This is a genomic window from Streptococcus sanguinis (assembly GCF_020729765.1).
Classification (GTDB): domain Bacteria; phylum Bacillota; class Bacilli; order Lactobacillales; family Streptococcaceae; genus Streptococcus; species Streptococcus sanguinis_Q.
Genome location: NZ_JAJEPD010000095.1, coordinates 1 through 24,365, shown reverse-complemented (window position 1 = coordinate 24,365; position 24,365 = coordinate 1). Strand labels below are relative to the sequence as shown.

The window sequence follows — 24,365 nt, the reverse complement described above, 5'->3', positions numbered from 1 at the left end:
GAAATCTTATAGCTTGCCTGAATCAAGAGGACTGCCCGCCCAAGAATCCAGCTTCTCCCAGGAAAATCTGGAATATTGTTTGTCGCCTCTGCTCTTTTGTGTTAAAATATTCTACATGAAAGCTAAAAAAATCATTTTAACCACAACCGCCCTTTTGGGGGCTGGAGCGCTGGCTTTTGGGGCAGCCAAACTCGTACAGGAACAGAAAAGACTGCGTAATCGGGAGGAAATCATCGAGCTTGTGCGAGATTTCTTTTCCAGTCAGGGTAGTATTTCCTGTCTCTATGTCAAGCTCTATGAGTCCACAGATGACCGCTTGGTTGGCGGTCTGGTCTTAGAGGACGACCGTCATTTCACCTTTGTCTATGAAAATGGTCAGCTAAGCTACGAGGAAGAAGTATGATTGTTCCTGTAAATATAGAGGAATTGGCTTCTTATGTCAATGATGGGGAGAAGACTATCTTCTTTTTCACGGCTGACTGGTGCGGTGATTGCCGATTTATCAAACCTTTTCTGCCAGAGATAGAAGCCGAAAATCTTGACTATCGCTTTATCCAAGTGGATCGTGATGCCTATCTGGATCTGGCCAAAGAGTGGGACGTTTACGGGATTCCCAGCTTAGTAGTGCTGGAAAAGGGACAGGAGATTGGCCGTCTGGTCAATCGTGAACGCAAGACCAAGGGTCAAATCAATGAATTTTTAGCTAGTATAAGAGAAAAAGGAAGAATAAAATGATTTTTACCTATAATAAAGAATATGTCGGCGATGTGCTGATGGTTATTGCTGCGGACAATCAAGGAGCCAAACTGGCAGCTGAGCGCAAGGGACGAGTAGCGCGTGTTTACCGCCAAGATAATGGTCAGACAGTAGCTTGGAATATTTTTGAGCAGTCTGACCTTTTTGAAATAGCAGAGCGCGGCCAGGTCTTTTTGACAGATGAGCAAGTGGCTATTCTCAATCAGGAGCTGAGCAAGGAAGGATTCCCAGCGGACTTGGTTAATGACAGCCAACCGAAGTTTGTGGTTGGAGAAATCGTTGATATGGTAGCTCATCCAGATAGTGACCACCTGAATATCTGCCAAGTGCAGGTAGCTGCTGATAAGACTGTTCAAATCGTGGCCGGTGCTCCTAATGCCAAAGTCGGCCTCAAAACGATTGTGGCTCTGCCAGGTGCCATGATGCCTAAAGGGAATTTGATTTTCCCAGGAGAACTTCGAGGCGAAAAGAGTTTTGGCATGATGTGCAGCCCGCGGGAACTTCAGCTGCCTAATGCGCCTCAAAAACGCGGCATCATCGAATTAGCCGATAGCGAACTAGTTGGAACTGCCTTTGACCCAGCCAAGCATTGGCAGGGATAAATAAGAATCTGCAAAATTGCAGGTTCTTTTTTTGACAAAAAAATATTTTTGTTATATAATCAGTTAAACTGATTATCAGAAAGGGTGATTAATATAGATGTAAATAAATCGTTGGGTTTTCAATTAAGCAAAATGGCTCAGGAAATGGATTGGCGTTTCTCAGAATTGTTGAAAGAATATCAAATAAATTCAAGAGATTATGGGATACTGTTGGCCATATCTAACAAGGAAGATCTAACGCAAATAAATGTTGGCGATTTGCTTAAAATTGATAGAACAACTATTGGACAATTAATTGATTGCTTGGAGATGAAAGGACTAATTTTTCGGAAGCGGAATCCACAGGATCGCCGGCAAAACATCGTGTTGCTAACAGATAGCGGTAGAGAACTTGTAGAAACAATGTGGTTAAAAATGCTAGGAGTCGAGAAAGAAGTGCTGAATGACTTATCAGGTATTCAAGAGAAGGTTATCTTAGATATTGCTCAATTTATAAAGGAGAAGAACAATGGATAAATTAGAGTTTTTAAAACTGCAAACAGAGTTGACTATTAGTCCGATGGACTATTTGACACAAGCTAAATCAGGAACAGAGTTCATGTTAATTGATGTGCGAAATGCCCCTCCGCATTTGAAGAAAGAAAAAATTCAAGGAGCGATAGAAATTCCTCTGAATAACTTAGCTTCCTGTTTAGAGGAGTTGCCTAAGGATAAGGAAATTGTTGTTTATTGTTGGGATGTTTGGTGCAATATGGCTAAAAAAGCTTCCATTATCTTGTTGGAAAATCATTTCAAAGTAAGAGAATTATCTGGTGGTATAGCTGCTTGGAAAACTTTAGGTTTATCTACAGAAGATTTGCATAATTAACAATAGCAGTGAAGCAAATGAGCTTAATTTCTCATTTGCTTCACTGCTGTAATGATTGTAAGTATTTTAAAAATTTTCCTCACATTGTCTCAAAAGAAGACGCTGTCGCTATTGCTTTGCGAGTCGGTTGATGATTGAGGAGTGGCTGTGGGACTCTGACTTGGACTGCTGTATTTGTATTGGTAGATGAGACTATTTAGGCCTTGGTCTTCCAATATTTTGAGGCGCTTTCTTTTGAAAACGATGCCGATGAGTTGGCTGTCAGGATAGGCATAAATCTTATGGCGGGGATGATTAAAGGCTGCAAAGTCATGGAAGCCGTCCTCCATCCAAAGACTAATCTCGGATTCTTCACTGTCTCGGTTGTAGCGAGCATGACTAATCTGCTGCATAGGAATGCAGTAGGTGGCAGCTGATAAGAGTCCGCTATAATGGTAGGTTACATATTCGTGGTCAAAGGAGAGGATAGTCGCATGAATGGTTAGTCTGCGAATAGCAAAGATAAGGAGCAGTAAGAAGAAAGCAGCAACCAGCAGACTAAGGACAAAGAAACTAGTATCTTTGTAGGGGTTGGAGCTGGTCAGATAGTCTACGGCAGTCCAGGCAGAAAAGCCTCCGAACCAAAGAGAAATCAGTATAAAAAGAAGATTTTTCACAGGGGAATGTTTAATGGTCATGGGAGCCTCCATTATACAAGTCTAGTCAGAAAGGGACAGAAGCTGCAACTTTCCTTTTTATCTATACTATACCACATTTTTTTCACTTTTTGCCTCCTATTACGAATGATAAGTTAGGAGGATATAAAATGTATAATAAAGTAATTGTAATCGGCCGGCTGACGGCTACACCTGAACTGCACAAGACTCCGAATGAAAAATCTGTGGCTCGTGCAACGGTCGCGGTTAATCGCCGTTATAAATCTCAGAGTGGTGAGCGTGAGGCGGATTTTGTAAATGTCGTTGTCTGGGGTCGTCTAGCTGAGACTTTAGCCAGCTATGCAAGTAAGGGCAGCTTGATTTCTCTGGATGGTGAGCTACGGACTCGTCGCTATGAGAAGGAGGGGGCAACTCATTATGTGACAGAAGTGCTCTGTCATAGCTTCCAGCTCCTGGAAAGTCGGGCCCAGCGCGCTCTGCGTGAAAATAATAGCGGAGCTGATTTAGCAGATTTAGTGTTGGAAGAAGAGGAACTTCCCTTTTAAGCAAGGAGCAAAGACTGAGAAATGACCTTGCTCTAAAAAATCATCATTCAGTTTTGCAGGACGCAAAATCTGTGTGAGTGAAAGTCTCTTTCTATCAAACTTTTAAAAGTTTAATTATGATCATCAAGGTGGGACCAAGAATCAAAAATCATGGATTTTTTAGATTCTGTCTCGCCTCTTTTATTATGGCCATTTCTGGAAAGATTTTGCTTTTTGGCGGCTTTGTAATATAATAATACTATATGTTTCATAAAGGTGCTTGCGGCATAGGGGGTGGAAAATGGTATCAGCTAAGGTCAAAAAACGGATACAGCATTATCAGAAGAAGGCTCTCTGGCCGCTTTTCATTCTGCTTATCTTGGGTTTGCTTTTTGTTTATTTCAAGGGTGTTCTGCCAGATGAGAAGCAGGTCAAGATTGGGGTGACCTACATGACCATGAACAATGACTTTTACAAGACCTTAAATGCGGAGCTGGAGAAGAAAACCAACCAGCAGGGCAGCAAGCTCTACGTTCGGGATCCTGAGCTGGATGAGGGCAAGCAGAGTCAGCAGATTGACTTTTTTGTCCGAGAAAAGGTTGATGTCATTGTCATCAATCCGGTGAAAAGCAATAGTCCAAGTATCATTTCCTCTCTTCAAAAAGCCAAGAAAGCTGGGATTAAAATTATCGTAGTGGATGCGCCTATCAGTCAGGATGTAAAAGTGGATACGACCATTGTGTCTGATAACTACCAAGCAGGCGTCCTGATTGCCCAGGACATGATGAAGCGTCTTCCTTCTGCCAATATTCTCCTTCTAGAGCACCGCAATGCCGTCTCGGCCATGGACCGGATTCAGGGATTTATTGATACGATTGAAAAACAGCCTAGCTACAAGATTATTTCCCAGAAAGAAACACTAGGCCAGACTGAGGAAACCATGCCACAGGTCAAAAGGGCTCTGGATGAAGGTTTGGACTTTAATGTAGTTATGGCGCTTAATGACCGAGCAGCCATCGGGGCCTTGGCTGCTATTAAAAATCAAGGTCTTGATAAGAAAATCTCAATCTATGGCGTGGATGGTTCACCAGATATCAAAAACTTTCTGGCTACAACTAGCGACATAGAGGGAACCGTGGCCCAATCTCCTATTCAGATGGGACGCAAAGTGGCGCAAGTAATTGAGCTGATGCAGGAGGGCAAATCCTACGACAGCCAATATCTGATTCCTGTTCACTTAGTCAACAGAGATAATATCAGTCAATACACAGTTACAGGGTGGCAATAATGAGACCTCAAAAAAGTATATTTTACAGCAAAATAGCCTTGATGGTCATCAATCTGGTTGCCATTGTCTATAATGCGTCCATCTATCTCTTTGCGACCAACTATGTAGCAGCTAAGGGCTTCAGTCATTCGCTTTTGGAGCGTTTGGATGCTATTCCGGGCTCTCCCAGCTTGATTTTCTGGGTATCAATTAGCCTCTATGCCTGTCTGCTTTTGGTCATGTACTACCGGGAGCGCCACCCCAATCAGCTGTCCGTCTATGACAAAGCGACTATTATTGAAATCCTGCTCATGCTAGTCATTTTTTCCGTTCTGCACTCGTCCTACAATGGCTTGATTCTCCTGGTGTTTGCGGATATTTTCTATGGCTCTAAGGAGTTCAATTCTTCTAAGGACAAGAAGTACTGGTTTTCTTTCATTATTTTGAGCTTTGGCATGCTGCTCTTGTCCAACTATGACCTCATGTCGCTCTTTATCAAGCTGCCTTCGCTGGATACCTATATTCGGTTTTACCCAGAGTCCGTTCGGCTGTTACTGCTTTTTGGTAAGAACTTTCTCTACTCCCTCAATATCGTTGTCTTTATGATTTCCTTGCTCTTCTATATCTTGTCGGCTATTACAGAGCGTCATCGGATTGAGGAAGAGCTGCGCATGACTTCTCAGGCCAATCGCGAGTTGAACTCTTATCTGGCCTTGTCTGAGAAAATAGCAGAAGATCGAGAGCGAAAGCGGATTGCCAGAGAGATTCACGATACATTGGGCCATGCCCTGACGGGAATTTCGGCGGGTATTGATGCGGTCAAGGTCTTGGTTGATATTGATACCAATCGGGCTAAGGAGCAGCTCAATAATGTTTCAGTCGTCGTTCGAGATGGTATCCGTGATGTCCGCGGCTCGCTCAATAAGATGCGACCGGGAGCTCTGGAAAATAACACTTTGAAGGAAGCTCTGATTAAGATTATCCGTGAGTATGAAGCCATCTCCAATTTGGAGATTCATCTCCGCTACGAATGGGATAATATTGACCTGGATATTGCAAAGGAAGACATTGTGTTTCGGGTGATTCAGGAGTCTATTACCAACTCTGTCCGCCATGGGCATGCCAAGACTATCTGGATTGAGTTACTAGAGGAAGAAGAAGCTTATGTAATGACCATTCAGGATGATGGTATTGGCTTTGATGAACTCCACTATGGCTATGGCCTCAAGCAGATGCAGGAGCGCCTAATGATTATTGGCGGAAGCGTCCGCTTTGAAAATCGGGACGGTTTCTACACGCATATCGAAATCCCAAAAATAGGAGGAAGACATGATTAAGGTTTTAATAGCAGACGATCAGGCCTTGATTCGCGAGTCTCTGCAAATCATCCTGTCAGCCCACGCAGATATTGAGGTAGTCGGGACTGTCGGAGACGGCAAGGAAGTGCTGGAAAAGCTTCATCGGGTACGCCCGGATGTGATTTTGATGGATATTCGCATGCCAGTCATGGACGGTGTTCTCTGTACCAAGGCTGTCAAGGAGCAGTATCCGGATGTTAAGATTATCATTCTGACGACCTTTGATGACGATGAATTTATCTTCTCCGCTCTCAAATACGGTGCGTCTGGTTATATTCTCAAAGGGGTTTCGACAGAAGAACTTCACGAAGCCATTCAGACTGTCTATCGAGGCGGAGCCATGATTAATCCCAATATTGCCACCAAGGTCTTCAAAATCTTTTCACAGATGGCCCAGTCCAACTTTGCTATCACGGTGACGGAGGAAAATATAGAGGACATGAGCCGGACGGAGTGGAAGATTATCCAGCAGATTGGCTTTGGGATTTCGAATAAAGAAATTGCTGCCAAGCTCTTTCTATCAGAAGGGACAGTCCGAAATTACCTGTCAGGTATCTTAGCCAAGCTCAACTTGCGCGACCGAACCCAGCTGGCTATCTGGGCTGTGCAGACTGGAGTCACCCAGAGAGATTTTAGTAAGGAAAGCGACAAATGAAGTGGAGACTGAGACATTTGGCCCTACTGGTTGTCCTGATTATATCTGTTGCTTTGGCTTTTGTCTTTTGGGCTTCAGCTCAGGAAAAAGTCCTGCGTATCGGGGTCTATGCTGGATCTAGCTGGGATGTGCCTAATAGCCGCGAAAACAAGGTCTTGGACAGTCTGATTAAAAAATTTGAAAAGACACATCCTCATGTCAAGGTCGTCTATGAAAGCGGTATTCCCAAGGATGATTACGCTGACTGGCTAGCAGAGCAAGTCTTGAAAGGCGAGCAGCCGGATCTCTTTATGGTACCGGAAAACGACTTTAGCATGTTGGCTTCGACTGGCGCGCTTAAATCCTTGGATACCCTCCTAACGGATGATGAACGAAATGATTTTTATCCGGTGGCTTATGAAGCCGGGCAATATCAGGGAGTCAGCTATGCTCTTCCAGTTGAGAGCAATCCTATCATGATGTGTGTCAATAAAGACTTGCTCGAAAAAGAAGGAATTAGCATTCCAGAGTCAGGTTGGACTTTAGAGGATTTCTATGAGATTTGCAAGAAAGTAACCAAGGATACCAATGGCGATGGTGTGGTGGATCAGTACGGTATTACAGATTACACTTGGCAGCAGGCTTTGGTAGCTTATGGCGGCCATCTTACCGATAAATCCGGTATCAATGTAGACAGCTCAGAGATGCACCAAGCCTTGGCCTTTATGAGCAAGCTAGACATGCTCAGCCAGCATTATAAGGTGACTTCTAATGACTTTGATGAGGGGCGCGTGGCTTTCTATCCTATGAGTCTGGCCCAGTATCGGACCTACAAGCCCTACCCTTACCATGTTGCCAAGTATTCTAGCTTTTCTTGGACCTGTATCCCGATGCCGACTGCCAATAGCCAGGTGATGGGAACACAGGTTAAGACCTCGCTCTTTGCCATGTCTTCCAATAGTAAGCAAGAGAAGCTGGCTTGGGAATTTATGCTCTTGCTATCACAGGATAAAGAAAGCCAGCAGACCTTGTTTGAAAAATCGCAGGGGACCTCAGTCTTACCATCTGTGGTGAAAAGTCAACAGGCTAGAGAAATCTTACAGGCTGATGATTTTGGCTTGGATTCCTTGACTTCTGAGAGGCTAGACCACATGATGAATCGCTCCATCATTGACATCAGTCTAGAAGTAGATCGTCATACGATGGACCGGATGGACTATCTGATTCAAAATGCTATGCAGAATCAAGAGATTGACAGTGCCTTGCCGAGCATTCAAAGAGAAATAGAAAGCGGAAAATAATCTGCTTTCTTTTTTATTGCTAATTAAGCCAGAAAAAGTACAGCTGACTAGACCAATATGACAATTGTCATATTTTTCCTAACAAATGTCATCTGGGCAAAATGACATTTGACAATATGAAACCGGTTCCATATTCTGTACAATAAAATCATCAATAAATTCTTCGTCATCTAAAGCCTGACTTAGCTAAGAAATCGAAGGATAAAGGAGGCAGGAAAGATGAAATACCTTGTACTGGTCAGCCATGGGGGACTGGCTGCAGGCGTGCAGAGTTCCTTGAAGATGTTTGCCGGAGACAAGACGGATCAGGTGATTGCGGTCGGTCTTCAGGAAGGTAAGTCAGTTGATGATTTTGCAGTTGATTTTACTCAGGCCTTGTCTGGCTTAAGCGCTGATGACAGTGTCTTAGTTCTGGCTGATATTGTAGGAGGCAGTCCTCTGACGACAGCAGCTAGCGTCTTAGCTGACATGGGTAAGCTCGACTCAGCAGTTATCTTGGGAGGTTTGAACCTGACCATGGGACTTACTGGCTTGGTTATGAAAGACATCTTGGACGGAAAAGAGCTGGCTCAGGCCATCCTTTCCGAGGCCACAGCTGCTTTGCAGGAATTTGAAGTCGTAAGCGATGCAGCTGACGAAGATGAAGACGACATTTAGTGCTTCCGCTATACATTATAAAAGATAAAAGGAGATTTTAAAGATGACAGTATCATTTGTACGGATTGACGACCGCATGATCCACGGTCAAACAGTCACTCGCTGGGCTAAGGAATACCCTTGTGATGGCTTGATTGCAGTTAATAATGCTGCGGCAGGAAACAAGGTTTTGATTCAGGCCTACAAGGGAGCTTCTGACAAGAAGACTTTTGTTTGGACCAAGGAAGCCTTCAAGGAAAAATCAGGCAAGGTCACAGAGTCAGATAGTCGCTATTTCCTCATTACGAAAAATCCTGTGGATATGAAGGAAATCCTAGTGGACCAAGGTTTTGTACCTGGGGATGTTAAGGAAATCATCGTCGGTCCTGCTAATGACCGTCCGGGAGCTGTTAAGCTGGGCAACAACCAGTCCATCACCCAGGAAGAGGCAGAAGCGATTGAGGCAATGGAAAAAGCTGGTTACAAAGTCAAATTCCAGCTCTTACCAGATGTTTCCATTGGTTACTGGAGCGATTTCAAGTCTAAATTTGGTTTTTAATTACAATAATGAAAAGGAGAGTCTATTATGACAATTTCTTGGCTGCAAGCCGCTTTACTGGGTCTTTTTGCTAGTTTAGCTTCTATGCCTGGTATGGGTGGTTCTAGTATTGGTAACTACACTCTGGGACGTCCTCTGGTCGGAGGCTTGATTAGTGGCTTGATTCTTGGAGATTTAAAAACAGGGATTATGGTTGGGGTAGCCCTTCAGGTCCTCTATATCGCTCTGGTAACACCAGGTGGTACAGTTTCCGCTGACGTGCGGGCGATCTCTTACATTGGGATTCCTCTCGCAATCTTGTTTGTTCACTCTAAAGGAATCACGTCTGAATCTGCTATCGCTGCAGCAGCTGCACCAATCGGAGCAGCAGTTGGTACTATCGGTACAGTTCTCTTCTATGGAACAGCTACTACAAACTTGCTTTGGCAACATATTGGTTGGAAAGCTGTTGAAAAAGGCGAATTCAAAAAGCTTTACGCTGTTGACTGGGTCTATCCTTGGATTTCCCACTTTGTCTTCTCTTTCCTTCCAACCATGATCATCACGAAGTTTGGTCCGAATATGGTTGAACTGATGAAAACCCACCTGCCAATGGATGGCTTCATCATGAAATCCCTCTTTACAGTCGGAGCTCTTCTCCCATGTGTCGGTATTGCCATTCTCTTGAAACAAATCGTTACCAAGGCTGCTGACTTTATCCCATTCTTTGTGGGCTTCACCTTGGCTAAGTCACTTGGTCTTAATTTGGTTGCCAGTGCAGTTGTTTCATTGATTTTTGCAGTAATTTACTATGAATTGGAAGTAATCAAATCAGCTCGAGTAACCGCGCCGGCTGGTGGAGCTGATTTTGATGACGATGAGGAGGATATCTAAGATGGCTGAAAGAAAGAAAATAACTAAAAAGACTTTAGCGAAATCATTCCACCATTGGTACTATGGTCATTTGACTTGCTTCTCTCAAGAGCACATGCAGACTTTCGGCTACTTGACCTCTATGCTGCCAATCGTGGAAGAACTCTACAAAGACAAAGCTGAGCAGAAAGAAGCTATGCAGACCTATACAGCTTTCTTCAACACAGAACCTCAGCTTGGAGCTTTGGTAGTGGGGATTACAGCTGGTTTGGAAGAAGCGCGTGCCAATGGTGACGCTGTTGACGGCGAAACTATCAATGGTATGCGTGCCGGTCTCATGGGACCTATCGCAGGTATCGGTGACTCTTTGGTTGTTGGAACTTTGATTCCAGTTCTGCTGGGGATTGCCCTTGGCCTCTCGAAAGGTGGAAATCCTATCGGGGCTCTATTCTATATCCTTGTCTGGAATGTTCTCATCTATGGCGGTATGCGCTTTGCCTACTTCAAAGGCTATGAATTAGGGGACAAGGCGGTAGAATTCCTTGTAGGACCTAAAGGACAGGCGCTTCGTAAGGCAATCAGTGTCATTGGTGGTATGGTTATCGGGGCAGTTGCTGCAACTTGGGTCTCTGTAACGACTTCATTAGAGCTGAAAAATGCTGATGGCGAAGCCTTCCTGAAGCTGCAAGAAAAGATTGACGGTGTTTATCCAGGGCTCTTAACAGCTGGCTTTATCACTCTTTGCTGGTGGCTGATGGCTAAGAAAAAGGTATCACCAAACCTTGTTATGCTCCTCTTGGTTGTCATTGCTTTGATTGGTGTAGCGCTTGGCATCTTTGACCCTCAACTGAAATACTAATCCTCGCTCAATTTTAGGCTAGCAGTAAGTCCGATGTGCTGCTAGTCTAATACAAATTTTTTTGAGCAGAGTAAAAGAAAGAACGGAGAAGATCATGACAGAACAAGAATTGATTCAAGGCTATGAAACAGAAATTCACTACCAGAAGCATATGATTGAAAATCTAGGACGCTGGTTTAGTCTCTTCTTTGCCGTTGCCAGCATCGGTCTTGTTCTGATTTATCTCTTTCATGAGACCAATCTCCTAGCGCTGATTGCAGGAATCGTCCTAGCTCTACTAGGGATCTTATCCATGCTCGTATTTGGCTATGGCATCTATAGAGGGCGCCTAAATCTGCAAAAAGTGATTGATGATTTTGAAGCAAAACTAAAACTTGCAAGGTAAACATTCCCCCTAAAGACAAGTCTGAGAGAATTTTAGCTCGGACTTGTTTTTTTCTTTGGCTTTAGGAGCAAGTAAAGCAAAAAAATAAAATTTTTCTTTCATCTAGCCGGTTTTTTTCTTGACTATTTCTGACCAAGTGATAAAATAATAACTATAGATTAGCACTCGATAGTTTAGAGTGCTAAAAATTCAATCTTTGGAGGAAAACTATGTTAAAACCATTAGGAGACCGTGTGGTCCTGAAAGTAGAAGAAAAAGAGCAGAAAGTTGGCGGATTTGTCATTGCAGGCAACGGCCAAGCAGCGACTAAGACAGCTGAAGTTGTAGCAGTCGGACAAGGTATTCGTACTTTGAACGGTGAGCTGGTATCCCTGAGTGTCAAGGAAGGAGACAAGGTTCTCGTAGAAAATCACGCAGGCGTGGAAGTCAAGGACGGAGATGAAGCTTATCTCTTAGTCAGTGAAGCCAATATTCTAGCAGTTGTCGAGTAAGATTAGAAGAGAGGAATAATAAAATGGCAAAAGATATTAAATTTTCAGCAGATGCAAGAAGCAGTATGGTTCGTGGAGTTGACATCTTGGCAAATACTGTCAAGGTGACTTTGGGTCCTAAAGGCCGCAATGTCGTTTTGGAAAAATCCTTTGGCTCACCGCTTATCACCAATGATGGTGTAACCATCGCCAAGGAAATCGAACTAGAAGACCATTTTGAAAACATGGGCGCTAAACTGGTGTCAGAAGTAGCTTCAAAAACCAACGATATTGCTGGTGACGGAACAACAACAGCAACTGTTTTGACACAGGCTATCGTCCGCGAAGGGATTAAAAATGTTACAGCTGGTGCTAATCCAATCGGTATCCGCCGTGGGATTGAAGCAGCCGTTGCGACAGCTGTTGAAGCCCTGAAATCTAACTCAGTACCAGTTTCTAACAAGGAAGCTATTGCTCAGGTTGCTGCCGTATCTTCTCGTAGCGAGAAAGTCGGTGAGTACATTTCTGAAGCTATGGAAAAAGTTGGAAATGATGGCGTCATTACCATTGAAGAGTCCAAAGGAATGGAAACTGAGCTGGATGTAGTTGAAGGTATGCAGTTTGACCGCGGCTACTTGTCTCAGTACATGGTAACTGACAATGAAAAAATGGTAGCCGAACTGGACAATCCTTACATCCTGATTACTGACAAGAAAATTTCTAACATTCAAGAGATTCTGCCATTATTGGAAAATATCTTGAAGACCAACCGTCCGCTTTTGATTGTTGCAGATGATGTGGACGGAGAAGCTCTGCCAACGCTGGTTCTTAACAAGATTCGCGGAACCTTTAATGTCGTAGCTGTCAAGGCACCAGGCTTTGGCGATCGTCGTAAGGCTATGTTGGAAGACATCGCTATCTTGACGGGCGGTACAGTGATTACAGATGATCTTGGCCTAGAGCTCAAAGATGCTACGATTGAAGCGCTTGGACAAGCTTCTAAAGTCACTGTTGATAAAGACAGCACTGTGATTGTGGAAGGTTCTGGAAATCCTGAAGCCATTGCTAACCGTGTGGCAGTCATTAAGTCACAGATTGAAAGCAGCACTTCTGAGTTTGACCGTGAAAAACTGCAAGAGCGCCTGGCTAAATTGTCCGGTGGTGTAGCTGTGATTAAGGTCGGAGCTGCAACCGAAACAGAACTCAAAGAAATGAAACTCCGCATCGAAGATGCCCTTAATGCAACTCGTGCAGCGGTAGAAGAAGGAATCGTTTCCGGTGGTGGTACGGCCTATATCAACGTACTGGACGCTGTCGCAGGTCTTGAGTTGGCAGGGGATGAAGCGACTGGACGTAACATCGTTCTTCGCGCCTTGGAAGAGCCTGTTCGTCAAATCGCTCTGAATGCTGGCTTTGAAGGCTCAATTGTGATTGATCGTCTGAAAAACTCTGAAGCTGGTACAGGCTTCAATGCTGCGACTGGTGAATGGGTTAACATGATTGAGGCTGGAATCATTGACCCAGTTAAGGTGACTCGTTCAGCCTTGCAAAATGCCGCTTCTGTTGCCAGTCTTATCTTGACAACCGAAGCAGTAGTGGCTAATCAACCAGAACCAGCAAGCCCAGCTCCAGCTATGGATCCAGGCATGATGGGCGGTATGATGTAGACCAAAGTCACAAAACGCTAACTGATAAAAATAGAAGATTGCCCCAGTCTGATGGTGACTGGGGCAATTTTTTGTTAATCTTTCTATATCGTCTAGATATGCTTGAAGGATTTGCTTTTAGCTTTTTAAATTATCTTTATAAATCAACCTTAAAATTTTAGCAAAACCCGGAAATAATTGTAGTTTTCATATATAAAAACAGGTAAAAGCTTAAATATATTAGACAAAGTTGACAATTTGTATACTAATTCCGAACTTTGTACAAAAATACGGTCTAATATTTGACTTATATAAAATCCTATGATAGGCTAATATATGTAGTACACCAGAAAAGTAAGCTGGATTTAATCTAATTTCAACATTTTTGGTAAAAAAGTAATATTGGAGGGATTATTTATGAAAAAAATATCTCATACTATTGCGCGCTTTTTCTCAGTAGTCTTTGTGCTCCTCTTTAGCCTGTTTTCTAGCAGTCAATCTGCCAGAGCTAACACGGTAGATGATGTTATCACATCAATCAATGTCTACAATCAGAAGGGTGAAGAACTGACTGACGGCCTTTCCCCTTGGGAAAAATTTCAAATTGACGCAAACTTTGCCTTCAATTACGGCAAGGTTCAGCCAGGAGATACTACTACCATTGGACTTCCTGTTGAGTTTGCCTTGGAGGGAGCTGATTTTGAAGTCAAAGATGATGACGGCAATCTCGTAGCGACAGCTGTGGTTGATGCAAGCTCTAAGCAGCTTACACTGACTTATACAGACTATGTCCTGACTCGCTCTCATATTGAAGGGAAAGTTCACCTTTTAGCTCGCGTTGATCATACAGTAGCCAGAGATAAAGGCTCAATCCCTCTGAAACTTATCGTTGGCAAGAAGATTGTCGAATATGGAAAAATTGACTACAAAGGTCTTCCTGGCCAAGCAACTCCTTATACTTTCATAAAATATGGCTGGAATAATGCGGATAATATCAAGAGCATTACTTATAGTCTGAATATCAACCAACAAAATCAAGAACTGGATAATGTTGTTATTTCAGATACTCTGGGCTTTAATACCGGAGAAATTGATCTTAACAGCTTCCAAATTCTTAAAGGTTCATGGGTTGTTGACCCAGCTGATAACTCTTATCGACTAAGTCAGCAACGCGAGGATGTGACAGCAAATTATACGATTAATCTTGCTGCTGACAAGCGTTCCTTTACCATTAACATGGGGCATATCGGTGCCAATGAAGGCTTCTATGTCCGCTACCGTGTTAATTTCCCAACAATTCCGGCTGACGGAACTGTCTTCCCGAACGAAGCAATTATGCGAGCAGATAATATTGAAGAGCAAAAATCATCAGTTGCTGTCCGTTACCAACGTGCAAACGGCTATGCACATGGAGATGTCTACGGTGTGCAGGTGACTAAGAAAGATGAAGCTGGTAAAGCCCTAGCAGGTGCTGAATTCACATTATACGATGAAGATGGTGTGACAATTGTTCAAAAAGCAACCAGTGATGCTAACGGGATTGCTTCTTTCAGCAACTTGATTAAGGAGCATTATCTGATTAAGGAAACCAAGGCACCAGAAGGTTACCAACTGTCAGATGAAGAGATTCAGGTTAATGCCGCTCAGCTCAAAAATTATGGTTCTGGTATTATTTACAAAGACTTTACCAACCGTAAGGCATTGATTACCGCTTCAGGTACCAAGACTTGGAATGATGACAATGATAAAGATGGCAAACGTCCAGACAAGATTACCGTTCGTCTCTATGCAAATGGCACTGAAGTTGCTCATAAAGAAGTTGGTCCGAATGATAAGGGTGAGTGGAAGTATGAGTTCACTGACTTGCCAGCGACTGGTGAAGATGGAAAAGATATTGTCTACTCAGTTACTGAAGACCGTGTTTATGGTTATACAGCTACTGTTGATGGTATGAACATTACTAATACACCAGTTCCAGGAGTTCCGCAACCGCCGAAACCTAGCTCGGACAATAGCTCTAAGAGCAGCAGTAGTAGTTCTAGCTCTAGCTCAAGTAGCAGTAGCACGACTTCTAGCTCAAGCAGCACTACAGGAAGCACTGTTGTGATCATCGAATCAGACAATGGTACTGGCGGAGGAAATGCCTCTAATGTTGGAACCAAGAAAGTTCTCCCTAAAGCGGGTGAGAATGCTAGCTGGATCATGATTGCTGCTGGAGTAGCTCTAGTAGGCTTGGTAGGCTTCATTGTCTTCCGTGCTAAGAAGAAATAAATTTCATCTCTGTTCCTTTGAGGGACAGAGATTTTTTACTCCAAACCCGGATTAGCAGTGGTCGCTTTTTAGAAAGAAGAAATAAGAATGTTTTTTACAATCAGTCACTATCTTGTATCCTTTTGTTAATCAAGACTGTGATGTTCCGTAATATAGTTGTTTTAAAATAAAAAGCAACTAAGATGTTTCCTAGAACAAATTAGTTGCTCAGAACTACGGGGAAGACCGCTTTGATGTGCAAGCGTGAGGTACATCAAAACTTGATATATATAATCTTTCTTAATTCCTAAACCAAAAAAATTATAAGACATCCTTAGGAATATGCTCGGTGTGTAACCATCTTTGTCAAGTTTTCGTCAAACTTATTTTACTTCAGTCTTCTCTCGTAGTTTTTGTTATGCAATGCCCCCTCCTTTCTTGTGCCTAAAGGAAGGGGATTTTTCGTGTGGAAAATCTACTTTGAATTTAAGGAGATGATTGAGCTGAAAAAAGCGAAATTAAATAAGCAAAAAAGCCTTGATTTCAAGGCTTTTTTGCTGTTGTTTAGATGCCCCCTACATGGATTTGTAAGAACTTTTCATATTGAAAATAAACAAAAATGTTGAAATATAGCTGATTTTAGGGAAATACTTTTAGGTATTTTCAATGTCAGGATTTAAAAATGGGGCAAAAGCGGGGCAAAAACGAATGACTCGTATTTTGTTTGAAAACCTATAATACCTAATGATTATGCTATTCTAGATATATAGTTTTGTTATAAATAAATGTCAGTGCGAGATCAAATTGGAGAATAAAATGGAAAAACAAATTTCTACGTAGAATGGAATGCGAAAAAGTGATAATTAAAGAGACGAAAAAGCTGAGAATATGATTTCCCAGCTTTTTTGAATGCGATAGAAATAGCAACTAGACTATTTACGAAAGGCCTCAATAATGTAGGTGAAGCCAGTAACTAAAAAWGAAAAGGCAATGACATAAACGACAAAGACACCTGTAGCCACTGGATTGAACAGAATCACTAGACCTAGTAAAAATTCAAGCAAGGCTACCCACATGATATTGCTACCAATAATAGGGAAAATCAATCTTAGACGATTGCCTTTAAAGAAAGCAATAATGGCTTCTACAATTAACCAAATTCCTACAATGGTCGGAATGACGACCGGCAGGGTCACAAAGCCATAAGCAACGAGGTAAAGAGCTAAGAGAAGACTAACAAATCCTTGGAAAAGATAAACAGGTGAGCGAAGCTCTTTTGGTGCAGAGAAATAGCCTAAAATAGCTGCTATAGAAGAAACCAGTAAACCAAATGAAATCCACCAGCTGTAAGCAACAAGATTAGCTACTGGGTTTGTAAATAGGAAAAGTCCTAAAAGGACAAAAACAACTCCTGCAAGGAATAGCAGTAAACGATTAGAAAATTTCATTTCAATACCTCCTATATAGTATAGTTTGCTAATAAAACTATTGTACTTATTTTTATAGAAAATGTCAATAAAATAAATAAACAATTTGGAAGTTTCAGTCTGACTTACAAAAAGAAAAGGAGTTTTCACTCCTTTTCACAGATTGAAGACAAAGTCCTTATAAAAGTGTCTTCTAAAGATTTTAACTTCAATCTGAAGCGAGGTTATCCTCGCTTTTTCTATTTATCAAACAATTCCTTATTTTCAATTAAGAGYTCTAGTGGAGATTTATCYCTTGCTTCAATAAAACCAGGTTCATATTGGTTATGAAGTGTTCTTTTCTGAGAAGTTGGATCAATATACAACTCWTCTCCATCTTCTGTGTATAGTTGGTTGCCTCTTGTTAAGTAAAGTAAATCCTCTAAGTACTGTCCATCAGTTTCTAGAAAATGTTCGATGTATTTGACAGCCTTTAAGATCTCACTTACTTTATCAGAGTATTCATTCGATTCAAGAACACTCTTTTCTAATTCAATCTCTTTACTAGTTCCAAAAAGTTGAGTTGGAGTTGCATTAAAATATTCTGCTATCTTATCTAAATTTGCAAAGGTAGGATAGCTTTTTTGTTTTTCGTAATCAGAGATGGATTGTTTACCGATTCCTAAATCTTCCGCAAGTTGAGTTTGACTTACTCCTTTTTCTATGCGCAATCGTGCCAAATTGGGTCCAAAATTTTGAATAATAAAGGTCATGATAAACTCCTATGTTGTATTTTAAACTTATTCTATCATCTATAAACTTACAAATCAAGTTTTTAGTTGACTGCTCCAAATATTTTTTATAAAATATATTTATAACTTAGAAATAAGTTATAAATGATAAAAAATAGTTCATAAGTTTAGGGACAGTGAGTGAGGAGGAAGTTGAGGATGAGACTATGACTTATGACTATTCGAAGCCTTGGAGCTAGAAATTGTGTGGACAAGGACAAGGGACGAGCCTGACGGGAAGTCAGGCGAAGTCCTGCAGACTGCCGTCCAGACAATTTCTAGCCAAGCAAAAGCTGGCTATTCTAACAGCCAGCAAAAAGGGACACTTAGGGCAACGCCCAAAGAACGACGGAACGAGCAATCGTTGATTTGACGGTGTTTCTGAAACCTAAAAAATCTAAAAGAAGGGGGGACAATTTTGTTGGTTTCTATACAAGATTTAAGAAGTATTCAAGAACGATGTGATGTAGGAGAATTAGTACAGCGGTTAGATGTCAGTATTGATAGATTAACGGTTATCTGGGATACAGACATTGGTTCCCTAAGACAAATTTTTAAAAATCTGAAACAGGCAATAAGTACAAGAGTTGATTCATTTGAAATACATGATAACGTACGAGATGATGTATTTACTTTAGCTAAAGATTTTAATGAGTATGATTCAATCAATATTATATTTTTTCAATTATCCACTTATGGAAATGAACAATTGATTCGAATTGATTTCAATCCTAATACTTTAAAAGAATTTGATGGAATGAAAGTATGGAGGCAATTAATGTACTTTGCTAGATTGAATTCATTGACAGTACGTTTGTCTCGTTTTGATTTGGCATTTGACATTTTCAATAGGCCTGAAATCGTTAATTTGCAACATATTAAAGGTGGTGTTACCCATAAGGTCTTCTATGGTAGAGGGGGTGAATTAGAGACGAAATATTGGGGTTCTAGCGGTAGTAATGTACAAGTTAGGTTATATGATAAGAATAAAGAAATCATTGCTCACAAGCGCGATGAGAAGCTAGATTTGGCTGTAAATCCGTTTTGGTGGAGACTGGAATTCCAACTTAGAACCAAAGCGATTGGTGAGGAGATGGTCCAAGATGTTATGAATCGACTTGATAATTTCGGATTTTATAAGCTAGAACATATTCGAGTGGAGCAAAGAGCATTTACAATTATCTTTCTCAACAATCCTGAACTGTTATCATTGGCTTTTCCAAATTTAAAATCAGACAGCATCAAAAAGAAAAAAACAAGAGTCCGCAAACTATTGAGAGAAGAAACGAACCAATTTGCGGAAGAATTAAAAGAAGTATTAATACAGAATCTCCCTAAATTAAATGCAGAATTACAACTACTTGTAGGCGAGTTTCTGAATTTAGAAAATAAATAAGGAGGATAACTATGGACAATAATTTAATTAGTAACAAAGAATTAATTGAAATGGGCTATCGCCCTCATACAGCAAATGATATCATTCATCAGGCAAGAGAATTACTTGTCTCACGAGGCTATACATTTTATAATCGCAAACGTTTGATGGTTGTTCCAAAAAGTGTTGTAAATGAGATTCTAGGAACTGAGGTGGCGTAATATGGCAAGTGTTCGTTATCGAAAGCGAGGAGATAGTAATTTATGGACCTATGAAATTCGTAGCGAAGGGAAAACTGTTGTTCATAATAGCGGTTTTAAAACAAAAAAACTTGCAGAGTCAGAAGCTGAASCGATTCTGCAAGAACTTCGTTTAGGAAAAAGAATTTCTAGAGATATTTCTCTTGTAGATCTGTATCAAGAATGGCTTGAACTAAAAATTCTACCGAGTAGTAGGTCGGAAGAGACAAAGAAAAAATATCTTCTCCGTAAAAACACAATTGAAAGATTATTTGGAAATAAAAAAGTCACTCAAATTCGTGCGAGTGAATACCAAAGAATTATGAATAAGTATGGACAAACAGTTGGTAGAAATTTTCTTGGTAGATTGAATACTGGGATTCATCAGAGCATCCAAATGGSAATTGCAGACAAAGTTCTAATAGATGATTTTACACAACATGTCGAGTTATTTTCATCCAAAGAACAACAGATGACAGAAGAGAAATATTTACATACAGAAAAGGACTATCTGGATTTACTTTTAGCAGTAAAGAGAAAATTTGATTACCAACGTTCAATTGTTCCTTATATTGTCTATTTTCTATTAAAAACAGGCATGAGGTTTGGAGAGTTAATAGCGTTAACTTGGAATGAAGTTGACTTTGACAGAGGACTGCTAAAAACATATAGGAGGTTTAATACCCTTTCTCATAAATTTGTCCCTCCAAAAAATAAAACGTCTATTCGGATGGTACCGATAGACGAAGAATGTATTAAGATATTACAAGTCCTAAAAATTGAACAGGAGAAGGCTAATAAAGAGCTAGGAATCAAGAATAGGTATAAAATGATTTTTCAGCATTATGGATATATTCACTTGGTACCAGACATTGCAAGTGTCAATAAAGCTTTGAGTGTTCTTTTAAATGAATTAGATATTTATCCAATTATCACGACAAAAGGAGCACGTCATACCTATGGGAGCTACCTCTGGCACAAAGGTTTTGACCTTGGAGTTATTGCAAAAATTCTAGGGCATAGAGATATTTCAATGTTAGTAGAAGTATATGGACACACTTTAGAGGAGAAAATTTTTGAGGAATTTAATCAAATCAGAGATGTCTGGAAAGATTGCTCATAAAAAAATGTGGGGCAAATGATGGGGCAAATCAGTTATAGACAAGCAAAAAAGCCTTGTAAATCAAGGCTTTTTCTTATCTATTTCTATGCCCCCTGCAGGGATCGAACCTGCGACCCACGGATTAAGAGTCCGCTGCTCTGCCAGCTGAGCTAAGGAGGCAATAGAAAAAGCTGTATTGGTGCCGGACCTTCACGATTTGTATTGAACCCGCGCAATTAAGCAGGTGGGCAACTCGCTCTAACTGAAGCTGCTTCCGCGTGACACGGCTTGCATGCTGTTAGAAGTCTTTTGTTTCCCTAATAATACAAAAAATAGTCGGTCAACACTTAAGTGTGAAGTCGTACACCACAGCGTTTCTATAATTATAATACCATAAATTTTGAAAAATTCAAGAGAAAAATGTGATTTTTTGCAAACGATGTCATCATTTTTTTAAGTCATCAATCTTATCCTTGGTCATTCCAAGGGCTCGCTCGTATTTGCCATTCTCATTAGGAGTGAAATAATTGGCGTCTTTTATCTTGTCAGGCAGATAGTCCTGCTTGACCCAATTGCCAGGATAGGAGTGAGGGTAGAGATAGTCCTGTGCGTTGCCCAATTCCTTGCTGCTGGCATAGTGGCCGTCTCGTAAATGGCGGGGGATGGGGAGGTTCCCATTCTTTCGTAAGTCAGCTAAGGCCTTGTCCATAGCCAGATAGGCTGAGTTGGACTTGGGTGATAGAGCCAAATCAATGACAATATTGGCAATGAGGATCCGGGCTTCAGGGAAGCCAATCCGCTGGGCTGCTTCCAGAGCTGTGACGGTATGGACTTGGGCGTCTGGATTTGCCAGACCAATATCTTCGTAAGCGATAACGGTCAGGCGGCGAGCCAGGCTAGGTAGGTCTCCAGCCTCAATGAGACGAGCTGCGTAGTGGAGACTGGCATTGACATCGGAGCCACGGATGGACTTCTGCAGGGCAGAGAGCACATCGTAATGGCCGTCCCCGTCCTTATCCATGGTGATATAGCTCTTTTGCAGGCTGTTTTCCATCACATCAAGCGTGATGTGGCGGATGCCCTTGTCATCTTCTGGGGTAGAGAGTACGGCTAGGTCCAGTGAATTATAGGCGGAGCGCAGGTCTCCGTTGGTAGAGATGGCAATGAAATCCAGAGCTTCATCATCTAGCTCCACTGGGAAATCAAATCCTCGTTCCTTATCCGTCAAGGCTAGCTGAATGGCTGTCCGGATGTCTTTGTTGCTGAGGGGCTCAAGCTCAAATATCTGAACCCGGCTTCGAATAGCAGGGGTGACAGAAAAGAAAGGATTTTCTGTCGTCGCTCCAATCATGATGACCAGGCCGCTTTCTAACAGCGGTAGCAGAAAGTCTTGCTTGGTCTTGTCCAAGCGGTGAATCTCGTCTAGCAGGAGCACCAGTCCGCCGGAAAATTTCGCTTCTTCAGCAATTTCCTGCAGGCGCTTCTTGCTATCTAAGGTGGCGTTCAAGGTCCGAAAGGCAAACTTGGTTGTGCCGGCAATAGCCGAGGCGATAGAGGTCTTGCCGATGCCGGGTGGCCCGTAGAGAATCATTGAGGACAGGCGGTTGGCTTCAGCCATGCGACGGATGATTTTTCCAGGTCCGACCAGATGTTGCTGGCCGATGATTTGCTCAATGCTGGTCGGCCGCATGCGCAGGGCGAGGTTTTCTGGCATAAGATTTCCTTTCTGCAAGTGTTTTTCTTGGTTTTTTGTGTTACTATTGTAGATAGTAATATTTTATCACAATGAAAAGAGGAAATCATGGCTAAGTACGGTTTTTTGGAGATATTGGACGAGGAAATGGGGAAGAGCTTTCCTTTTGACTATGAGATAAACTGGGACAAGAAGAATCACGCGGTGGAAGTGGCCTTTCTCCTTGAGGTGCAAAATCCGGGCGGGATTGAGACTGTTGATGCTGAGGGCAATGCCTCGGCTGAAGATATTTACTTTGAGGAAGTCGTGCTTTTCTATAATCCAGTCAAGTCTCGTTTTGAGGCTGAGGACTATCTGGCAGCCCTGCCCTATGAGCCTAAAAAGGGGCTGTCACGGGAGTTTCTGGCTTATTTCGTGGATTTTCTAACTCAAACAGCTGAGTCTGGTCTCGATGCACTCATGGACTTCTTAGCGGATCCAGAGGCAGCAGAGTTTGAGATGGCTTGGAATGCTGAGGCTTTTGAAAATGGCAGAGCAGATGTGGCTGAGACGGATTTCTATTCATATCCGAGGTATTAGAGAAATTCACTTAGTAGTGTATTATAAACTTTTTTATTGACATCTTACGAATAATAAGGTAGTATAGTGTTATACAAGTATGTTAGTTATTAGTTATAAAAGACTAGTGCGGTAATTTTAGTGTCAGTAATCGTATATTAGGCGATGAAGTTATGTCACTAGGCGCACTAGTTTTTTTGTGTGGAGGAGACAAGTATTGAATATTGATGAAGTAACAATGAAAGATTTTAATTTTGGTGATGTGAGTGGAAGTGAGGAATCTCAGGAGCCAAAGTTTCAAGATTTATTTTATGATGAAGATTCCAAGATTGAAAATCAGGTTAATTCTAAGAAGAAATTTATAATCTATGGACGAAAAGGTACAGGTAAAACTTTATTAGCATCATATATAAACGAAAAGAATAAGAAAGTTCAAAATAGGGCTAGTAAAATAGTCTCTTATGATGAATATATTCTTGAAAAATTGAAAGAATTTAAGTATGATTCTGTAAAAAAAGAAGAGCAATCTCTGTTCTGGCGATACGTTTTTTTACAGCAATTTATTGATTTAATTAAGGATGATTTTAAAAGATTGTATTTTTGGCAATTCTTCAAAAAATATAAAATAAAGAAACTCTTAAAGAATGTAGAGCGCCAATTTTGGGAGGTGCGGGAATTCATTGAGCAATCTCATTTGGGAGGAGAGAATATGGGAAAATTAGAATTCTCTAAATCTGATATTGGGTTTAGTACGGATTCTAAGTCAACTTTTTCTAACACTCAAACAACAACTAACAAGGTTTCTCCATATTTTAATAAATATGAAGTGATCGAGTCTATTATACTTAACTATATTGAAAATTCATCTAAAATCTATACTATATTTTTTGACGACATGGATCGTCTAGAAGAAATTATGGATAGGGAAAATTTTTTATATTTTATGATTTCTATGATTAATGGAGCACAGGCATTAAATAAAAAGATTCCGAAAGCTTCAAAAATTATCCTTCTATTAAGAAGTGATGTAATAAAACTACTTTTTGGGAAATCAGGTGACATAAATAAGCCAATTACATCGGGAGGAATTGAACTTCGGTGGTATGGTTCCAACTCTAAGGCATCTGGCACTCCGTTAATGAAAATGATTTTTCATAAAATGTCTCAAAGTATTGATACTGCACATTCTCTAGAGGATATAAGAAATACGTTTTTCCCAAAGAAAGAAACAGTATTTTTTTATATCATGTCAAGAACTTTCGGACGTCCAAGAGATGTGGTTGCTTTTTTGAATATATATAAAAAAAATTATCCTAATGATTCTAAAGTTGTAATGTCGAATTTAATTGAAATTGAAAAAGAATATTCGGATTGGTTTTATAGAGAAATATCGAATGAGCTGAAGATGACAGGACGATTTGATGAGATAAACGATGTGATTGGTATAATTTCGGAGTTAGGGAAAGGGGAGTTTGCTTATCTTAAAATAGAAGATTTTATTAGAAAAAGAAATGGAGAAATCGGGGAGTTATTACAAATTTTGACGATTTTAGTAAATCATGGAGTATTAGGAATAAA

The 24,365-nt window shown here is 41.1% G+C and carries 28 protein-coding genes and 1 tRNA gene; 24 read left to right on the top strand and 5 right to left on the bottom strand.

The genetic code is table 11. The annotated features are described in order from the left end of the window. Positions 1-115: 115 nt before the first annotated feature. The 5 genes from K4H96_RS12070 (at position 116) to K4H96_RS12050 (ending at position 2,226) form a co-directional block, all read left to right on the top strand. Positions 116-403, top strand: coding sequence for a DUF4651 domain-containing protein (locus K4H96_RS12070; RefSeq protein ID WP_223337956.1), 288 nt, complete (start codon positions 116-118; stop codon positions 401-403). Beyond that, on the top strand, positions 400-735 hold the full coding sequence (locus K4H96_RS12065) for a thioredoxin family protein (protein WP_223337955.1): 336 nt from the start codon (positions 400-402) through the stop codon (positions 733-735). Before K4H96_RS12070 ends, K4H96_RS12065 begins: the two co-directional genes overlap by 4 nt. After that, a complete protein-coding gene (gene ytpR, locus K4H96_RS12060; RefSeq protein WP_223337954.1) occupies positions 732-1,358 on the top strand; it encodes a YtpR family tRNA-binding protein in 627 nt (208 codons plus the stop codon). The genes K4H96_RS12065 and ytpR overlap by 4 nt, the downstream gene beginning before the upstream one ends. A gap of 84 nt (positions 1,359-1,442) precedes the next feature. Further along, on the top strand, positions 1,443-1,874 hold the full coding sequence (locus K4H96_RS12055) for a MarR family winged helix-turn-helix transcriptional regulator (RefSeq protein WP_223337953.1): 432 nt from the start codon (positions 1,443-1,445) through the stop codon (positions 1,872-1,874). Next, a complete protein-coding gene (locus tag K4H96_RS12050; protein ID WP_223337952.1) occupies positions 1,867-2,226 on the top strand; it encodes a rhodanese-like domain-containing protein in 360 nt (119 codons plus the stop codon). The genes K4H96_RS12055 and K4H96_RS12050 overlap by 8 nt, the downstream gene beginning before the upstream one ends. A gap of 89 nt (positions 2,227-2,315) precedes the next feature. On the opposite strand, the gene K4H96_RS12045 is transcribed toward K4H96_RS12050, so the two are convergent. Then, positions 2,316-2,903 (bottom strand): hypothetical protein, encoded by a 588-nt coding sequence (locus tag K4H96_RS12045; RefSeq protein WP_223337951.1) that lies wholly within the window; start codon positions 2,901-2,903, stop codon positions 2,316-2,318. Between the two features lie 128 nt (positions 2,904-3,031). On the opposite strand from K4H96_RS12045, the gene K4H96_RS12040 reads away from it, so the two are divergent. The 13 genes from K4H96_RS12040 (at position 3,032) to K4H96_RS11980 (ending at position 15,644) form a co-directional block, all read left to right on the top strand. Then, the gene (locus K4H96_RS12040; protein WP_223337950.1) at positions 3,032-3,427 is read left to right on the top strand and encodes a single-stranded DNA-binding protein; all 396 of its coding nucleotides are present in this window, start codon (positions 3,032-3,034) and stop codon (positions 3,425-3,427) included. Between the two features lie 280 nt (positions 3,428-3,707). Continuing rightward, positions 3,708-4,694 carry a substrate-binding domain-containing protein gene (locus K4H96_RS12035; RefSeq protein WP_223337949.1) on the top strand — a complete coding sequence of 329 codons (987 nt, stop codon included), beginning with the start codon at positions 3,708-3,710 and terminating at the stop codon, positions 4,692-4,694. Continuing rightward, the gene (locus K4H96_RS12030) at positions 4,694-6,010 is read left to right on the top strand and encodes a sensor histidine kinase (protein WP_223337948.1); all 1,317 of its coding nucleotides are present in this window, start codon (positions 4,694-4,696) and stop codon (positions 6,008-6,010) included. The genes K4H96_RS12035 and K4H96_RS12030 overlap by 1 nt, the downstream gene beginning before the upstream one ends. Next, positions 6,003-6,686 carry a response regulator transcription factor gene (locus tag K4H96_RS12025; RefSeq protein WP_002896732.1) on the top strand — a complete coding sequence of 228 codons (684 nt, stop codon included), beginning with the start codon at positions 6,003-6,005 and terminating at the stop codon, positions 6,684-6,686. The genes K4H96_RS12030 and K4H96_RS12025 overlap by 8 nt, the downstream gene beginning before the upstream one ends. Further along, a complete protein-coding gene (locus K4H96_RS12020; RefSeq protein WP_223337947.1) occupies positions 6,683-7,966 on the top strand; it encodes an ABC transporter substrate-binding protein in 1,284 nt (427 codons plus the stop codon). Before K4H96_RS12025 ends, K4H96_RS12020 begins: the two co-directional genes overlap by 4 nt. A gap of 219 nt (positions 7,967-8,185) precedes the next feature. Beyond that, positions 8,186-8,623 carry a PTS sugar transporter subunit IIA gene (locus tag K4H96_RS12015; RefSeq protein WP_002919851.1) on the top strand — a complete coding sequence of 146 codons (438 nt, stop codon included), beginning with the start codon at positions 8,186-8,188 and terminating at the stop codon, positions 8,621-8,623. Positions 8,624-8,666: 43 nt separating this feature from the next. Further along, positions 8,667-9,161 carry a PTS system mannose/fructose/N-acetylgalactosamine-transporter subunit IIB gene (locus K4H96_RS12010; RefSeq protein WP_002919850.1) on the top strand — a complete coding sequence of 165 codons (495 nt, stop codon included), beginning with the start codon at positions 8,667-8,669 and terminating at the stop codon, positions 9,159-9,161. A gap of 27 nt (positions 9,162-9,188) precedes the next feature. Then, complete coding sequence (locus K4H96_RS12005) at positions 9,189-10,034, top strand: PTS mannose/fructose/sorbose/N-acetylgalactosamine transporter subunit IIC (RefSeq protein WP_002896728.1); 846 nt, start codon at positions 9,189-9,191, stop codon at positions 10,032-10,034. Then, the gene (locus tag K4H96_RS12000; protein ID WP_002896727.1) at positions 10,018-10,872 is read left to right on the top strand and encodes a PTS system mannose/fructose/sorbose family transporter subunit IID; all 855 of its coding nucleotides are present in this window, start codon (positions 10,018-10,020) and stop codon (positions 10,870-10,872) included. The genes K4H96_RS12005 and K4H96_RS12000 overlap by 17 nt, the downstream gene beginning before the upstream one ends. Positions 10,873-10,966: 94 nt before the next feature. Continuing rightward, positions 10,967-11,257 carry a hypothetical protein gene (locus tag K4H96_RS11995; protein WP_049553014.1) on the top strand — a complete coding sequence of 97 codons (291 nt, stop codon included), beginning with the start codon at positions 10,967-10,969 and terminating at the stop codon, positions 11,255-11,257. Positions 11,258-11,466: 209 nt separating this feature from the next. After that, positions 11,467-11,748, top strand: a complete 282-nt coding sequence (gene groES / locus K4H96_RS11990; protein WP_002916854.1) for a co-chaperone GroES — start codon at positions 11,467-11,469, stop codon at positions 11,746-11,748. A gap of 23 nt (positions 11,749-11,771) precedes the next feature. Next, positions 11,772-13,394 carry a chaperonin GroEL gene (gene groL, locus K4H96_RS11985; RefSeq protein ID WP_002928978.1) on the top strand — a complete coding sequence of 541 codons (1,623 nt, stop codon included), beginning with the start codon at positions 11,772-11,774 and terminating at the stop codon, positions 13,392-13,394. 396 nt (positions 13,395-13,790) lie between these two features. Beyond that, complete coding sequence (locus K4H96_RS11980) at positions 13,791-15,644, top strand: Cna B-type domain-containing protein (protein ID WP_223337946.1); 1,854 nt, start codon at positions 13,791-13,793, stop codon at positions 15,642-15,644. A gap of 911 nt (positions 15,645-16,555) precedes the next feature. Here the strand turns inward: K4H96_RS11980 and K4H96_RS11975 are convergent. After that, positions 16,556-17,071 carry an HdeD family acid-resistance protein gene (locus K4H96_RS11975; RefSeq protein ID WP_003004261.1) on the bottom strand — a complete coding sequence of 172 codons (516 nt, stop codon included), beginning with the start codon at positions 17,069-17,071 and terminating at the stop codon, positions 16,556-16,558. Between the two features lie 218 nt (positions 17,072-17,289). Next, on the bottom strand, positions 17,290-17,802 hold the full coding sequence (locus K4H96_RS11970) for a helix-turn-helix domain-containing protein (RefSeq protein WP_227956548.1): 513 nt from the start codon (positions 17,800-17,802) through the stop codon (positions 17,290-17,292). A gap of 208 nt (positions 17,803-18,010) precedes the next feature. Here K4H96_RS11970 and K4H96_RS11965 point away from each other — a divergent pair, with 208 nt between their 5' ends. Genes K4H96_RS11965 through K4H96_RS11950 form a run of 4 tightly spaced genes read left to right on the top strand, consistent with a single transcriptional unit; the run spans position 18,011 to position 20,557 of the window. Beyond that, positions 18,011-18,193 carry a hypothetical protein gene (locus tag K4H96_RS11965; protein WP_002916824.1) on the top strand — a complete coding sequence of 61 codons (183 nt, stop codon included), beginning with the start codon at positions 18,011-18,013 and terminating at the stop codon, positions 18,191-18,193. Positions 18,194-18,238: 45 nt separating this feature from the next. Beyond that, positions 18,239-19,216 (top strand): hypothetical protein, encoded by a 978-nt coding sequence (locus K4H96_RS11960; protein ID WP_002896713.1) that lies wholly within the window; start codon positions 18,239-18,241, stop codon positions 19,214-19,216. A gap of 11 nt (positions 19,217-19,227) precedes the next feature. Then, the gene (locus K4H96_RS11955) at positions 19,228-19,416 is read left to right on the top strand and encodes a DUF3173 domain-containing protein (protein WP_000369785.1); all 189 of its coding nucleotides are present in this window, start codon (positions 19,228-19,230) and stop codon (positions 19,414-19,416) included. A gap of 1 nt (position 19,417) precedes the next feature. Then, positions 19,418-20,557, top strand: coding sequence for a site-specific integrase (locus K4H96_RS11950; RefSeq protein WP_227956547.1), 1,140 nt, complete (start codon positions 19,418-19,420; stop codon positions 20,555-20,557). 86 nt (positions 20,558-20,643) lie between these two features. Here K4H96_RS11950 and K4H96_RS11945 read toward each other — a convergent pair. Together K4H96_RS11945 and K4H96_RS11940 are read right to left on the bottom strand one after the other, a co-directional pair. Next, positions 20,644-20,716, bottom strand: a tRNA-Lys gene (locus K4H96_RS11945). Between the two features lie 265 nt (positions 20,717-20,981). Continuing rightward, entirely contained in the window at positions 20,982-22,250 is a 1,269-nt protein-coding gene (locus tag K4H96_RS11940) for a replication-associated recombination protein A (RefSeq protein ID WP_223337944.1), read from the bottom strand. 87 nt (positions 22,251-22,337) lie between these two features. Between K4H96_RS11940 and K4H96_RS11935 the strand changes: the two genes are divergently transcribed. Then, a complete protein-coding gene (locus K4H96_RS11935) occupies positions 22,338-22,808 on the top strand; it encodes a DUF3013 family protein (RefSeq protein ID WP_223337943.1) in 471 nt (156 codons plus the stop codon). A gap of 196 nt (positions 22,809-23,004) precedes the next feature. Continuing rightward, positions 23,005-24,365, top strand: a 1,361-nt coding sequence (locus K4H96_RS11930) for a P-loop ATPase, Sll1717 family (RefSeq protein WP_227956546.1), incomplete at its 3' end; no start/stop codon positions are given.

Coding starts and splice junctions, on each gene's coding strand:
- K4H96_RS12070 (WP_223337956.1), top strand. CDS start 116: ATGAAAGCTAAAAAAATCATTTTAACCACAACCGCCCTTTTGGGGGCT.
- K4H96_RS12065 (WP_223337955.1), top strand. CDS start 400: ATGATTGTTCCTGTAAATATAGAGGAATTGGCTTCTTATGTCAATGAT.
- ytpR (WP_223337954.1), top strand. CDS start 732: ATGATTTTTACCTATAATAAAGAATATGTCGGCGATGTGCTGATGGTT.
- K4H96_RS12050 (WP_223337952.1), top strand. CDS start 1,867: ATGGATAAATTAGAGTTTTTAAAACTGCAAACAGAGTTGACTATTAGT.
- K4H96_RS12045 (WP_223337951.1), bottom strand. CDS start 2,903: ATGACCATTAAACATTCCCCTGTGAAAAATCTTCTTTTTATACTGATT.
- K4H96_RS12040 (WP_223337950.1), top strand. CDS start 3,032: ATGTATAATAAAGTAATTGTAATCGGCCGGCTGACGGCTACACCTGAA.
- K4H96_RS12035 (WP_223337949.1), top strand. CDS start 3,708: ATGGTATCAGCTAAGGTCAAAAAACGGATACAGCATTATCAGAAGAAG.
- K4H96_RS12030 (WP_223337948.1), top strand. CDS start 4,694: ATGAGACCTCAAAAAAGTATATTTTACAGCAAAATAGCCTTGATGGTC.
- K4H96_RS12025 (WP_002896732.1), top strand. CDS start 6,003: ATGATTAAGGTTTTAATAGCAGACGATCAGGCCTTGATTCGCGAGTCT.
- K4H96_RS12020 (WP_223337947.1), top strand. CDS start 6,683: ATGAAGTGGAGACTGAGACATTTGGCCCTACTGGTTGTCCTGATTATA.
- K4H96_RS12015 (WP_002919851.1), top strand. CDS start 8,186: ATGAAATACCTTGTACTGGTCAGCCATGGGGGACTGGCTGCAGGCGTG.
- K4H96_RS12010 (WP_002919850.1), top strand. CDS start 8,667: ATGACAGTATCATTTGTACGGATTGACGACCGCATGATCCACGGTCAA.
- K4H96_RS12005 (WP_002896728.1), top strand. CDS start 9,189: ATGACAATTTCTTGGCTGCAAGCCGCTTTACTGGGTCTTTTTGCTAGT.
- K4H96_RS12000 (WP_002896727.1), top strand. CDS start 10,018: ATGAGGAGGATATCTAAGATGGCTGAAAGAAAGAAAATAACTAAAAAG.
- K4H96_RS11995 (WP_049553014.1), top strand. CDS start 10,967: ATGACAGAACAAGAATTGATTCAAGGCTATGAAACAGAAATTCACTAC.
- groES (WP_002916854.1), top strand. CDS start 11,467: ATGTTAAAACCATTAGGAGACCGTGTGGTCCTGAAAGTAGAAGAAAAA.
- groL (WP_002928978.1), top strand. CDS start 11,772: ATGGCAAAAGATATTAAATTTTCAGCAGATGCAAGAAGCAGTATGGTT.
- K4H96_RS11980 (WP_223337946.1), top strand. CDS start 13,791: ATGAAAAAAATATCTCATACTATTGCGCGCTTTTTCTCAGTAGTCTTT.
- K4H96_RS11955 (WP_000369785.1), top strand. CDS start 19,228: ATGGACAATAATTTAATTAGTAACAAAGAATTAATTGAAATGGGCTAT.
- K4H96_RS11940 (WP_223337944.1), bottom strand. CDS start 22,250: ATGCCAGAAAACCTCGCCCTGCGCATGCGGCCGACCAGCATTGAGCAA.
- K4H96_RS11935 (WP_223337943.1), top strand. CDS start 22,338: ATGGCTAAGTACGGTTTTTTGGAGATATTGGACGAGGAAATGGGGAAG.